The 13,361-nt window shown below is 34.0% G+C and carries 13 protein-coding genes; 1 reads left to right on the forward strand and 12 read right to left on the reverse strand.

The window, feature by feature from the left end:
- Positions 1-140: 140 nt before the first annotated feature.
- The 10 genes from B7R65_RS04150 to B7R65_RS04195 form a co-directional block, all read right to left on the reverse strand.
- Positions 141-656 carry a GDYXXLXY domain-containing protein gene (locus B7R65_RS04150; RefSeq protein ID WP_179194762.1) on the reverse strand — a complete coding sequence of 172 codons (516 nt, stop codon included), beginning with the start codon at positions 654-656 and terminating at the stop codon, positions 141-143.
- Positions 646-1,908 (reverse strand): DUF2157 domain-containing protein, encoded by a 1,263-nt coding sequence (locus B7R65_RS04155; RefSeq protein ID WP_088041488.1) that lies wholly within the window; start codon positions 1,906-1,908, stop codon positions 646-648. The genes B7R65_RS04150 and B7R65_RS04155 overlap by 11 nt, the downstream gene beginning before the upstream one ends.
- A 227-nt stretch (positions 1,909-2,135) precedes the next feature.
- Entirely contained in the window at positions 2,136-2,606 is a 471-nt protein-coding gene (locus B7R65_RS04160) for a DinB family protein (protein ID WP_088041489.1), read from the reverse strand.
- Positions 2,607-2,762: 156 nt separating this feature from the next.
- Positions 2,763-4,292 (reverse strand): acyl-CoA carboxylase subunit beta, encoded by a 1,530-nt coding sequence (locus B7R65_RS04165; RefSeq protein WP_088041490.1) that lies wholly within the window; start codon positions 4,290-4,292, stop codon positions 2,763-2,765.
- 5 nt (positions 4,293-4,297) lie between these two features.
- Positions 4,298-5,077, reverse strand: a complete 780-nt coding sequence (locus B7R65_RS04170; protein ID WP_088041491.1) for an enoyl-CoA hydratase-related protein — start codon at positions 5,075-5,077, stop codon at positions 4,298-4,300.
- Positions 5,078-5,989, reverse strand: coding sequence for a hydroxymethylglutaryl-CoA lyase (locus tag B7R65_RS04175; RefSeq protein WP_088041492.1), 912 nt, complete (start codon positions 5,987-5,989; stop codon positions 5,078-5,080).
- A gap of 11 nt (positions 5,990-6,000) precedes the next feature.
- Positions 6,001-6,222: a biotin/lipoyl-containing protein gene (locus B7R65_RS04180; protein WP_088041493.1), complete on the reverse strand. Its 222-nt coding sequence runs from the start codon at positions 6,220-6,222 to the stop codon at positions 6,001-6,003.
- Positions 6,223-6,232: 10 nt separating this feature from the next.
- Complete coding sequence (locus B7R65_RS04185; protein WP_088041494.1) at positions 6,233-7,573, reverse strand: acetyl-CoA carboxylase biotin carboxylase subunit; 1,341 nt, start codon at positions 7,571-7,573, stop codon at positions 6,233-6,235.
- 11 nt (positions 7,574-7,584) lie between these two features.
- Positions 7,585-8,730, reverse strand: a complete 1,146-nt coding sequence (locus B7R65_RS04190) for an acyl-CoA dehydrogenase family protein (RefSeq protein WP_088041495.1) — start codon at positions 8,728-8,730, stop codon at positions 7,585-7,587.
- A gap of 282 nt (positions 8,731-9,012) precedes the next feature.
- Positions 9,013-9,993: a quinone oxidoreductase family protein gene (locus B7R65_RS04195; protein ID WP_088041496.1), complete on the reverse strand. Its 981-nt coding sequence runs from the start codon at positions 9,991-9,993 to the stop codon at positions 9,013-9,015.
- A 440-nt stretch (positions 9,994-10,433) separates the two neighbouring features.
- Here B7R65_RS04195 and B7R65_RS04205 point away from each other — a divergent pair, with 440 nt between their 5' ends.
- The gene (locus B7R65_RS04205; protein ID WP_088041498.1) at positions 10,434-10,811 is read left to right on the forward strand and encodes a VOC family protein; all 378 of its coding nucleotides are present in this window, start codon (positions 10,434-10,436) and stop codon (positions 10,809-10,811) included.
- A 183-nt stretch (positions 10,812-10,994) separates the two neighbouring features.
- On the opposite strand, the gene B7R65_RS04210 is transcribed toward B7R65_RS04205, so the two are convergent.
- Positions 10,995-11,666, reverse strand: a complete 672-nt coding sequence (locus B7R65_RS04210; RefSeq protein WP_256941152.1) for a DUF2642 domain-containing protein — start codon at positions 11,664-11,666, stop codon at positions 10,995-10,997.
- A 31-nt stretch (positions 11,667-11,697) separates the two neighbouring features.
- Positions 11,698-13,053 (reverse strand): arsenic transporter, encoded by a 1,356-nt coding sequence (locus B7R65_RS04215; protein ID WP_088041500.1) that lies wholly within the window; start codon positions 13,051-13,053, stop codon positions 11,698-11,700.
- Between the last annotated feature and the right edge of the window lie 308 nt (positions 13,054-13,361).

The raw sequence follows: 13,361 nt of genomic DNA on the forward strand, positions 1-13,361 counted from the left end.
CACAATCCGCTTCTTTATTCACAGCTTGTTTTAAAAACCCTTTAAAAATCTACAATTCTTTAGAAATAAGCCACTATAAATAAGAAAAAAAAATAGCGCAGTATCTTACTAGTCCTTGATGCGACGCTTGTAGTTTACTATTATTTCAAAGTCTTAAGTGATTTCACTATTGTTCTATCATTTTTTTGTAGAAGTGTAACGATATAATGTTGATTTGGCTGATTAAATTTATCCATTTGCTTTTCAGGAATATAGAATTGCTCCAGATTATGTTTAATAACCAGTTCTACTGAACCGTCTTCTTTGTAATTATAAATATACCTTATCTCTGCTTTAATATATTTAGAATGCTTTGGTCGAGTATCTGTTGCGTAATCAAATTTATATAGTTCATTACTGCCTTTTTTTAAAACTATAAAGACAGTCTGATTTTCTTTTGGACGCGATTTTCCCTTCCAGGCTTTATCTGTTATATGATCAAACTCATATGATAATTGTGCATAATGACCGAATAATGGCTCTACAGGATCAATACTCATCGATTCGATTTTAAATGGTTTAGCTGTTTGCTTAAAATACATTATACTGCCGAGTAACGACAAAAGTAGAATAAATTGTACAAGAGATAGGAAAAACAATTTTTTCTTATTTTTCATCATCCACACCTCTTGCTTTTTTCGATTGAACAAACACGCAATATAGAATAAGCGCAAGTATAATGAAAATAATTGATTTACTAATAAATGAAATCGATATTCCTATATATATACCGATAACAAGAGCTAAGAATGTAATAAATCCAACTATGATACCTGATTTTTCTTGGCGAGAGACTCCTTGGAATAATCGGATACATGAGTAGGCAAATAATAGTAGAATATCCGCAATTATATTAGCTAAATCATTTTGAACTCCTAAAATAGGAAGTAAGAAAATGAACATGAAAATCCAAAGATAACTTTTAATATGTTTAGCAGTTTTCCATTTTTGATAAATGATTTGAACTGCTAATATAAGTAAAATTGCAATCATTACATTAAATAATGGAACTGCGATTGGCTTAAAAATGCCATATGAAAATTCATCTTGCATCTCACGGATTACACCATATGATTCACCAACCATCGTGGTGATAAAGGTAGTTATCCATATGAATGGGGTAAAAAATGGTAATAATTTGTACTCAATAATGCCTCGCTCATTTAAATACCAAAACAGAAACAACACAAGAATAATAGGAGTAATAAATTGACGATCTGTTATGGTCTCAAAAAATATGACAATTAAGTATCCCAGAAATGTATAATTAAAGCTTGCATTCCAGCTGTTTTTACAATTCTTTAAGAAGTAAACCGAACATAGTAATAATGGAATCTGAAGTAGAAAAACATATGTCATTTCGGTTTCTGCACTATAGTATAGACTAAAAAATCCTATTCCCAAAAATAGATAATAAAACATATCGTGTTTTAAAAAATAGAAGTAAAAAAAAGCTAACATTGACCAGGTGATGAGAAAGATTGGACTTTTACTTGTAAATTGGTACATTTGTACAATTAGTATAAATGCAGCTGCATAACCGATGATATTTATAAAACTTAAACAATGTCCGAACAACTCTTTCCCCTTTTGATAACTGACAAATGAAGCAGCATGGAAGAAAATCAACGTAACAAAAATAATGATTAATCTCACAGTTTGACTATATTCGTTCCAGTTACTACCAACAAGTGCAAGTATGGCAAACGCTACAAGTAAAGCAATTAAAAATGGAACGATATTCCCTAAAAATGATTGCTTCTCAGTTTTACCTTTATGGTTCTCGTATTCTAGTATTCGATTTACAGATTCATCATCCAGTAGGTCATGTTTACGCCATTCTTTGAGTTTTAAATCTAATTTATTCATTCGGCTATGCCCCCTTTTTCACTAGTTTTCAACAACGTTGCTTACATTATTATTATAATTTACTAATGAAAATAATGTCTTCTTAATGTTATCATCTGAATAAATATATCTTTTTCGATAAATAAATGCTTTAATCAAACGTTTGTTTAAGTCATAGGATTTATTTTTTAGGACTAAAAAACATTGCTCCAAATACTGAAGCAATGTAAAAAAATTTCAATTATTAATTAATCCCAAATAGTCGGGCGTTCTACTTTCATAGTCCTCATATAATCTAGTAATTGTCCAGTATGTATTGACTCATGATACGCTATTCTTAACAACATATCTCCAAGTGATCGAATATAGCCTACATCAGAACGGTCTATTTTCACATTATCAAGGTCGTCTTCTTCAATTGACTTTATATAGCTAATAAATTCATTTCGAAATGGTATTGATTGCTCCAAATCCTCATGAACAGTTGTAAAATCTCTTAGACTATACGGGTTTTCAGGATTCGAGATACTTCCCCTACACTTTAGCATTTGAAGATAAATATATTCACTTTCTAACACATGTCTAATCATCTCTGCACATGACATGGCTTCATCATCAGGTTTCCAATCTAACATATTATTAGGTATCGAGTCCCAAACTTTAATACTTCTGCGTCTTATTTCTTCAAAGTTTAATAAAACTAAGTCGATTTGGTTCATTTTTCCCCCTCCTTATTATTAGTAAATTATACCATTTAATACATTTGATAGGAACTAGTGTTCTGTATTTATTCAATTTATTTTAACTAATATATTTATAATTGGCCATTTTTCTAATTCAAGAAAAAACAGCCCTATCTCTAGGGCTGCTAATGTTTATACTGGATATACACCATGTTTTTTCGTACTTGGCGTTTCATATGATTCTGAGTAGTAAGCAAACCGCTTAATTAACTCAGATCGTAGCTCTTCTGGTTGAATAACAACATCTACTACTAGTTCCGATGCTAAACGATAAATATCGATATCCTCAGAGTATTCTTTACGTTTCTCTTGGATAAATGCAGCTTGCTCTTCTTTTGGTAAGCTTGCAATTTTATTTGCATATACTGCGTTTACTGCTGCTTCTGGGCCCATTACAGCAATTTGGGCAGATGGGAATGCAATCACACAATCTGTCTCAAATGCAGGGCCAGCCATTGCGTATAAACCTGCTCCGTATGCTTTACGAACGATAACTGAAATTTTTGGTACAGTTGCGTTACTCATAGAATAAAGCATTTTTGCACCATGACGGATAATTCCTGCTCGCTCTACTTTTGTACCAATCATAAACCCTGGTACATCCATCAAGAATAATAAAGGAATATGGTAGGCATCACATAAATTAATAAATTTTGCTGCTTTATCCGCAGAATCATGGAATAATACGCCACCTTTTACCTTAGGTTGGTTAGCGACAATTCCAACGCTATGACCATCTATTCTAGCAAAACCAGTTACTAGCTCAGGTGCAAATAGCTTTTTAATTTCAAAGAACGAATCTTCATCGACTACTCGATCAATAAATTCATAAATTGAAAATGGTACATTTTGATTGCTAGGGATAATTTCTGCCAATGACTTCTCTTTTTGCAGAGGATTTTTAGCCTCAACAACAGGAGATTGCTGTTTAAAATTTGTAGGTAAATAAGATAAATAATCTTTCAGTTTAGCAATCGCTTCTTCTTCAGATTCACATAGAACATCTCCACATCCAGAAACTGAGCAGTGCATTCTAGCTCCACCCATTTCCTCGAGTGTTACTTTTTCACCAATTACCATTTCAGCCATACGAGGAGATCCTAGGTACATTGAAGAGTTACCTTCAACCATAAACACTGCATCACAAAATGCAGGAATATAAGCTCCACCTGCCGCAGATGGACCAAATAATAAACATACTTGAGGAACTTGCCCTGATAACTTGATTTGGTTATGGAAGATACGACCTGCCCCACGTCTACCTGGGAACATAAAAACTTGATCAGTAATACGTGCACCAGCAGAGTCCACTAAATATATGAGAGGACAAAGCATCTTTAAACATGTTTCTTGGATACGAATAATTTTCTCTACCGTTTTTTCACCCCATGATCCTGCTTTTACAGTAGAATCATTTGCCATAACACAAACAGTACGACCATTAATTTTACCAATACCTGTAACAATTCCATCTGCTGGAAACTCGTCATTCATACAGTTGGCAAAAAAACCATCCTCTACAAAACTATCTTTATCTAAAAGCTGATTGATTCGCTCTCTAGCAAAGAGTTTTCCAATTTTCGCATTGCTTTCGTGATATTTTTCTTTCCCACCAGAAAGTATTTGGTCTTTTCGAGCTTGGTAAGTTGCTTCGTTTTGCATTACGTTTACTCTCCTTTATATTGCGGTTTACGTTTTTCTTGAAAAGCAATTAAACCCTCCATACGATCAGTTGTATGTAGTAATGTTTCATATTCATACGTCTCTAATCTAAGCCCTAAGTCTAGTGGAAGATCGAAACCTCGTTGAATTGCTTTTTTTGCTGCACGTATAGCTAGAGGTCCTTTACTTGCTATCGTCTCACAAATTTCAAGTGCTTTATCTTGTAAATCTTCTATTTCAACAACTCGTTCTAAAATTCCATATTCATGCGCTTCAAGCGCATTTAGTCTTTTCGCTGTAAAAATTAATTCCTTCGCTTTTCCAATACCAATTAAGCGCGGAAGTCTTTGAGTACCACCAGCGCCTGGAATAATCGCCAACGAAGTTTCTGGCAAACCGACTAATGCTTCGTTATGGGCTATTCGTAAATCACATGCTAAGGCAAGTTCAAGGCCACCACCTAGTGCAACTCCATTTATTGCTGCAATAGTAGGCATTGGTAATCTTTCAATTTTCTCAAATAGTGTACCAATTTTTTCTACTGTATCTCGAGCTTCACTCTCTGTCATGCCTCTTCTTTCTTTTAAATCTGCACCACTACAGAAATAAGATGAGCCACTACCAGTAAATAAAACAACTCGAACAGACGAAGTTTTCTTCAATTCATCCATTTCATTATGAAGAGCATCTAGTAACTCGCGCGATAATGAATTTGCTTGCTTTGTTCGATTTAGAGTAAAAATTCGAATATGACCGATATCATTCACTAGTAAAGATGATTCCATTTAAATACTCTCCTTCGAACCATTCCATACGGAAAATAATTTACTAACAGGTGTTAAATTCATTTGTTCAGCTATAAATGAGGTAGCGTTATGGAGTTTCTTTTCATCCACACCAGTTGAAATATCTAAACGGTGTAATAAAGATACTACATCTTCAGTTGCTACGTTTCCACTTGCTCCAGGAGCATACGGGCAACCACCTAATCCACCATTTGATGAATCAAATCGCTCAATTCCAAATAAGAGAGAAGTATAAAGGTTTGCTACTGCACGCCCGTATGTATCATGAAAATGCATAGCAATCTGATCGACAGGGACTTCTCGTACTAGGTTTTCTAAGAAATCATTTACTTGTAATGGAGTAGCAATTCCAATCGTATCACCAAAAGAGATTTCATCTACACCACATTCGATTAATTCATTAGCCATCTTTATTACTTTCATAGAATCAACATTTCCTTCATAAGGACAACCAAACACAGTTGAAATATAAGCTCTCGTTGATTTTTTTTGATTCTTACATTCTGTTATCATACTGCGAATATCGTTCATAGAATGTTCGATATTCGCATTTTTATTTTTCATATTATGCGTTTCACTAGCAGACAAAAAGAAATTAATTTCATCTGCATTTCCCTCAAACGCACTTATTAACCCTCTTTTATTTGGTACAAGAGCTGCATAAGTAACCCCATCTTTTTTCTTAAGTTTTGAAAACAGATCTACGGAGTCACTTAATTGAGGAATCCAGTCTGGCCTTACAAAAGAAGAAACTTCGATATAAGAAAGACCACTTTCAACTAATAATTCAATCCATTCTAGCTTCTTTTCAGTTGAAACAAACTGTTTTTCATTTTGTAACCCATCACGTGGACCGACTTCTCTTAAAACGACTGATCGAGGTAGCTTCATTATGTTTGCTCCTAACCTAGTTTTTCAACTTGGATTAATGTATCGCCTTCATTGACGAAATCGCCTTCTTGGACGAATACATTTACAACCTTACATTTATATGGAGTTGCATGTGGAATTTCCATTTTCATAGATTCTAAGATTACATATTCATGATCAATACTAATCTCGTCCCCTACAGAAACTAATAATTTCCAAACGCTACCAGCCATCATTGCAGTTAAATTTTCCATTATATAATCCTCACTTCACTTTTTGATATTCATTAATAAAATTAGTTGCGTAGTTGCCTTCTTGGAATGAATTCGTTGAAAGAATATCAATCAGAAACGGTACATTCGTTTTAATTCCTTCGATCTGTACGTTTGAAAGATATGTATGCAGTTTATGAACTGCTTCTTTTCTAGAATTTGCTGTTACGATTACTTTTGCTAGAAGTGGGTCATAAAATGGTGATACCACCCAACCATCATATAGATGTGTATCTACTCGCACACCATCTACTTCAGGGAAATTACAGTGTTGAACTGTTCCAGGAGATGGGAAGAATGTTTTAGGGTCTTCCGCATAGACTCTTACTTCAATGGAATGTCCTTTCATCTCTACATGATGCGGACGAATTGGAAGGATTTCACCAAATGTAATACGGAATTGCCATTCTACTAAGTCAATACCTGTAATTCCTTCAGTTACTCCATGTTCAACTTGTAACCTCGTGTTCATTTCTAAGAAGTAAATATTCTCGTTTTCATCAACTAAAAATTCGATTGTACCTACATTTACATATTTCATTTTATTTGCAATTGTAAGTGAATAGTCTTCAAGCTTTTTTCGGCCTCTTTCGGATAGGAAAGGTGATGGTGCCTCTTCAACTACTTTTTGATTTCTTCTTTGAATCGAGCAGTCCCTTTCAAATAAGAACACAACGTTTCCAAGAGAATCAGCAGCAATTTGTGCTTCAATATGTCTTGGTTTTAAAATTGCTTTTTCAATAAACACATCATCATTTGCAAAAAATTGTAGAGCTCTTGTTTGTGTTGTTAAAAATTCTTTCTCAAGTTGCTGTTCATCTTCTATTAATTTCATTCCTATTCCGCCACCGCCACTTGAGGCTTTCAACATAACAGGATAGCCAATTTGAGAAGCAATTTCTTTTGCTTCCTCAACTGATTGAATTGGGTGTGAATTACCTTTAATAACAGGAATATTTAATTCTTCCATGATTTGTCTTGCTCTAATTTTTTCGCCCATCATTTCTAAATGTTCAGGCTTCGGCCCAACAAATAAAATTCCTGCTTCTTTACACTTTTTAGCAAAATCGCTATTTTCGGATAGGAAGCCGTACCCCGGATGAATTGCTGTTACATTATTCTCTTTTGCAATTTGAATAATTAAATCACCATTTAAATAAGTATCCTTTGTATGATTCCCTTTAAGAGGGAATGCTTCGTCACTTAACTTAACGTGCAAACTTTCCTTGTCAGCATCTGAATAGACTGAAACAGTTTGATAACGAAGCTTTTTACAAGTTTGGATAATTCGACATGCGATTTCCCCACGGTTTGCAATAAGTATCTTAATCATATTCTCGCTCCTTATCGGCATCCTAATTGACGTGCGATTACCATACGTTGAATTTCAGATGTTCCTTCACCAATTTCAAGCAACTTCGCATCACGAACTAATCGTTCAATTCCATATTCCTTCATGTAGCCATATCCACCATGGATTTGTAATGATTCATTCGCAATTTTGGAAGCGATTTCAGAAGCGTATAACTTTGCGAACGCCGCTTCTTTCGTAAAAGGTTTTCCATTATCTTTTAACCATGCAGCTTTGTGTACCATATTTCGAGCTAGTTCAATTCCCATCGCCATATCAGCTAATTTAAACTGAATTGCTTGGAAACTTGAAAGAGGTTGTTTGAATTGTTTACGTTCTTTCGCATAAGCCAATGCTTTATCAAACGCTTTTTGAGCAATACCAACTGCAAGAGCTGCAATTGAAATACGTCCACCATCTAATGTATATAAAAATTGGCCAAATCCTTTATCTGGATTACCTAAGATATTTTCTTTTGGAACTCTTACCTCATTTAAGACAATTTGAGTTGTATTTGAAGCACGAACGCCCATTTTGTCATAAGGATCTGTAATTGTTAATCCTTCAGAATCCGTAGGTACGATAAATGCGCATATATTTTTCTTTCCATTTGCATCAATTGAAGTATAAGCTGTAACAATAATTGTATTTGCATACCCCGCATTTGTAATCCAGCACTTTTCTCCTGTAATCACATACTCATCGCCTTCTAAAACAGCTTTTGTTTGCGTTCCACCTGCATCCGATCCTGCATTAGGTTCTGTTAAACCAAAAGCGCCAAGTGTTTTACCTTCTGCCATTGGAACTAAGTACTTTTTCTTTTGTTCTTCTGTACCAAAATAGTAAATTGGAGAAGCACCTAGTGAACATGTTGCAGCAAAACTTAAACCAGTACCACCACATGCGCGCCCGATTTCTTCTACAGCTAATGCATAACTAATAGTATCGCCGCCACTACCGCCGTACTCTTCAGGGAATGGAATACCTAATAAACCTAATTCACCCATTTTTTTGAAAGTTTCAATTGGAAATCTGCTATCACGATCAAGTTCCTCTGCAAAAGGCTCAATTTCTTTCGCTGCGAAATCTCGTACCATTTCTTGAATCATTTGCTGTTCTTTAGATAATAAAAAATCCATGTGTTAGTCACTCTCCTTCTAATATTAAGGTACGTCTTAAGAAACGTAAGAATGTCTCCAACTGTAAGAATTATCAGTGGAGTGGTTTCATTTTTATATTAAAAAATAACATAGTCTTACAATTAATAATATTCGATATTTTCTGCCGTTTACCTCTTTTCAAAAAAACCCTATTTTCGACTCTTTTCGACAATATCCTGATATTTGATACAGATCGTTAACCAAAAACAAAATAAAAAAGCATAACTTCTTGTTCGAAGTTATGCTTTTATCCTTATTTCTTTATCTAATTACATCTAATAAAATCTTCCCTGTACTTCGTCTACTTTCTATTAATCTATGTGCATTAGCTACCTCTTCTATTGGAAACTGGTGACCTATTTTAATTGTAAGAAGTCGCTCTTCTAGTAATCGAAAGACATGTTTTGCTGTTTCATTTAAAATTTCAGGACGTTCCTTTCTAGTTGTCCCTAGGCTAAACCCAAGAATTGAGCGACAACTTGAATGTAATTCACTAGTTTTAAAATTGCCTTTTTCTCCGCTAGAATTTCCAAAATGAACTAATCTACCATAATGTGCTAAACAATTCATGCTTTGCTCAGAAATTTTACCAGCAACTGAGTCCAATATTATATTTACCCCTTTACCATCTGTAATTTGGTTTACCTTTTCAGCAAAGTTTTCGCTTTCATAACAAATTACATGATCTGCTCCAGCATCTAAGGCAAAAGATTTTTTTAGTTCACTTCCCACTGTTCCAATTATTTTACTTGCACCTAATATCTTTGCCATTTGAATAGCTGTTGTTCCTACTCCACCTGCCGCCGAATGTATAAGGACCGTTTCGCCTTGTTCAATTCTTGCTAAATCCGCTAAAAGTTTATACGAAAGAAAAGATACAGTTAGACAAGCTGCAGCATTATCAAAATTAACTGCTTCAGGTAAGGCATATGTTAGATTTGCATTTGCTACTACATATTCCGCATATGAACCACCTATAGGAAAAGCTGCCACTCTTTGACCAATCTTTAAATGCTTAACTTCAGATCCGACTGCTTCTATAGTACCAGCGCAATCGAGTCCAGGAATAAATGGAAATTGCCCTTCACCTTTTTTTCCGTACCTAGACTTTACATCTGCAAAGTTCACACTAGCTTTCACTACTTTAATTAATACTTGTTTTGCACTAATAGTAGGTATCTCTAAATCTACATATTTTAGAACTTCGGGTTTACCGAACTCTGTTACAACAATCGCCTTCACATCACTCACCCCAACATAAACTATTTAATTCAATCTTATCGTTAAAATGATTTATAGAATAATATTGATTCTTTATGTGTACCAATAAGCAAAACTTATGTGATACATTTCAAAATATCATTATTAAAATGTAGTTCGTCGATTTCCACTCCAGGACGTCGTGGTATTAGCATGCCTACCTTTTCGACCACTGTGAGGTCTCATCTGTCCCGCTATTCCCACAGGAGTCTCGCATCTTTCGTTCCAAGCACCTTCTTTATTTATAGTATGTTTTTAAAGCTGTATGTTAGTAATACTTCCCTTTGTTTACATGTACAACTAATGAAGCAGTTGAAGATATTATTTGAAAAAGCAGGTTTCAAAAACCAAAAAGCAGGCAAAAATTATCTAATGGAAAATCAAATAAGAATTGATATCTTTAATAGAAACGGAGAAAACAAATGATTAATATACTGGGTCAGGTTATGTTGTATGTAAACAACCAAGATGAGGCAGTGAAATTTTGGACAGAAAAAGTGGGCTTTAACGTAGTTTCTGAACATAACAACGAGGGGTTTAGATGGATTGAAATTGCTCCAACAAATGATGCGCAAACGAGCATTGTACTTCACAATAAAGAACTAATTGCAAAAATGCAGCCGGAACTAAATCTTAGTACACCTTCATTAATGTTTTTTGCTAAGGATCTTGATGGATTATATAAAGGTCTTACGGATAAACAGATCAACGTGGGAGAACTTGTAACGATGCCATCTGGTAAAGTATTCAACTTTGCAGATAATGAAGGAAATTACTTTGCAGTAATGGAAAAGAAGTGAAATACGATATAAGAAATATATAATTTATTTAATAAAGTAGTCTATAGGAGTAGAAAAGAGCTTGTCCAAATTGGACAAGCTCTTTTCTACTCCTATGCTTTCTTATTCTGTCGTTGTATTCTCCCTCCTATTTTAATACTCAAATTTGTAAAAAACTTCAAACTTTCCCGGAGGTTTCACTAACTAAGGTAAATGAAAAGATTTAATGTGATTAAGCCTCAAATATGCAATTTCTCCATTCGCAGCTGTTAATTCTATAAGATTGTTTTCTACCTTCTTAATTAACCCAATTTTCATTGGATCAATCCCACCGTCAAATACAACCAGTTTTCCCTCTTCTTTCTTTAATTGGGCATCAAACGAACGTAATAGAGGAATGTTAGATGGATGAAAAGGTAAACTTTCATTATCTAAGGTGTAGGGATTAGCGTTGTGGTTATATGGTGTAAGCCATTTTAAATGTGATAGTGATATATACATCATTTTAAAAACTGGTGAATAAAAAACGATATAGTCACTTAAGACATTTGTAATATATCCATGAAAAGTTATATTCCCTGTAACATAAATTTCTGTAAAAATTCCTTTTGCATTTGTTAATATTTTTCGATATGAGATCATACCGATATCTTCTGCAATTGAAGGTTCAATTGGATCGTCTATCTTTTCTCTGAAGTTGTTACTAAGACTAACCCTATGGATATGAATCCATGGGATATAATAAAACTTTAAGCCATTGTATACTACTAGAACGTCCTTTCCAGAATCTGTAAGAATTCCTTCAAAATCTTTATCTCCAGATAATTGTACAAAAACTTGTTTTCCAAGTAATGATTGAACATCATTCACTAACATCTCCTCCTAGAGGTAAATTCAAATTGTCTTATTAGGCGAAAATTAACTGTACCCAATAGAATAATAGAAATAATGTAACAATGGTTGTTAATGGGATGACTATTAGTGACACTTTTAAATAATCCTTCCATTTTACTTTAATCTTATTTTGTTTTAATATGTGCATCCAAATAAGAGATGCTAGAGTACCAATAGGCAATAACAATGAACCTATATCGCTACCTATAATATTCGCAAGATAGATTGTTTTCAAAGTGATTGGGTCAAGTCCCATTTCTGTTAACGTAATTGTTCCAACCATTAATGCAGGATGATTATTAAATAAGTTGGACAGTATCGATACTAATCCGCCCATGATAAAGCTTGCTTGGAGTAGCCCTTGATTTACGATTGGGTTGAAGAATTCTACTAGAAATGCAGTAAGTCCTGCATTATGAAGTCCGTAGATTATGACATACATAGAAAACGCAAAAATAAGAATGTGCCAAGGTGTCTTTTTCAAAATATCGACTGGGTTTGTGCGTAAATGGTACCATCTCCATACTAGTAAGACGAGAGATCCAAGCACCGCAACCAGTTCAATTGGAATGGAAAGAAAAGATGCAACAAATAGTAAACATCGCATGATGAATACGAATGATAATACTTTTAACATAAATCTAGTTCGTTTTTGTTTTGTTTCAACTGAAATTTTAGTCTTTAATGGATGGAAATTTTTCGTAAAGAAAGATTCTTCAATATCATCTGTTGAAACTGGTAATGTTTTCGGTAACTTATTCTTTACAACCATGTACATTAACCATGACATAAATAGTAAACCTAATGTCGCAGGCACGAACATCATCGCAGTATGCATATAAAGCGTCATATGAACAATTTTTAAAGCGATTAAGTTAACGATATTACTTACACCAATAGGAGCACTGGAAGCTGTTGCGATTAGTGCACCACTCAATAGATAAGGTATTTGTTGATGGGGTTTAAGACGTAGATTTCTAAGCAGTAAAATTAAAATCGGAGTAGTGATCAAGATACTTCCATCGTTATTAAATAATAGTGTCATCAAAAAACATAATAATTGGATATACCAATACAAACGATGACCCGAACCCTTCGCTAAACTTGCAAGTCTTGCAGCTGACCAGTGGAAAAAACCAAAGCTTTCTAAAATAACAGCCATGACAATCGTCGCGATAATTGTAATGGATGCTCCACCAATTTTATGAATAATATCAACAAGATTACTTCCTGATACAATTCCTGTTAATAAAATAATCCCTGCGCCTATCGCTGCTGGCCATGCTTCATTCAAACCTCTAGGTCTCCAAAATATGACTGCCATTGTCATAAGAAACACAAGACTACTCACAAAAATATCAAAACTCATTAATTCACCCTCTTTTGAACAATTTTAAGCATCTGACAACTACTTGTCCGATTCTTTATATTATTGTTATTCGAATATATTAATCTCGTACTTAGGTTAAAGCCTATTTTTACGAATTTGTATGTTTGTCCAAATAGTGCAAATGTACCCTAAAGATAAATGTTTAGTCTAACTGAATGCATAAAAAAAAGCTGTTATATCAGCTTTTAATTACATATTGATTCCTACATAGGCTATTGTTCAGTAACAAATAGGTTATGCAATTTCATAAAGATATAAAGCGGGTTTAAAAGTTAACTAATTCGAAA

The organism is Bacillus sp. EAC, from assembly GCF_002156875.1.
GTDB lineage: Bacteria > Bacillota > Bacilli > Bacillales > Bacillaceae_G > Gottfriedia.

Bases quoted from the DNA above. Each gene is read 5' to 3' on its own strand.
- B7R65_RS04150 (WP_179194762.1), bottom strand. From the start codon at position 656: ATGAAAAATAAGAAAAAATTGTTTTTCCTATCTCTTGTACAATTTATT.
- B7R65_RS04155 (WP_088041488.1), bottom strand. From the start codon at position 1,908: ATGAATAAATTAGATTTAAAACTCAAAGAATGGCGTAAACATGACCTA.
- B7R65_RS04160 (WP_088041489.1), bottom strand. From the start codon at position 2,606: ATGAACCAAATCGACTTAGTTTTATTAAACTTTGAAGAAATAAGACGC.
- B7R65_RS04165 (WP_088041490.1), bottom strand. From the start codon at position 4,292: ATGCAAAACGAAGCAACTTACCAAGCTCGAAAAGACCAAATACTTTCT.
- B7R65_RS04170 (WP_088041491.1), bottom strand. From the start codon at position 5,077: ATGGAATCATCTTTACTAGTGAATGATATCGGTCATATTCGAATTTTT.
- B7R65_RS04175 (WP_088041492.1), bottom strand. From the start codon at position 5,989: ATGAAGCTACCTCGATCAGTCGTTTTAAGAGAAGTCGGTCCACGTGAT.
- B7R65_RS04180 (WP_088041493.1), bottom strand. From the start codon at position 6,222: ATGGAAAATTTAACTGCAATGATGGCTGGTAGCGTTTGGAAATTATTA.
- B7R65_RS04185 (WP_088041494.1), bottom strand. From the start codon at position 7,573: ATGATTAAGATACTTATTGCAAACCGTGGGGAAATCGCATGTCGAATT.
- B7R65_RS04190 (WP_088041495.1), bottom strand. From the start codon at position 8,730: ATGGATTTTTTATTATCTAAAGAACAGCAAATGATTCAAGAAATGGTA.
- B7R65_RS04205 (WP_088041498.1), top strand. From the start codon at position 10,434: ATGATTAATATACTGGGTCAGGTTATGTTGTATGTAAACAACCAAGAT.
- B7R65_RS04210 (WP_256941152.1), bottom strand. From the start codon at position 11,666: ATGTTAGTGAATGATGTTCAATCATTACTTGGAAAACAAGTTTTTGTA.
- B7R65_RS04215 (WP_088041500.1), bottom strand. From the start codon at position 13,053: ATGAGTTTTGATATTTTTGTGAGTAGTCTTGTGTTTCTTATGACAATG.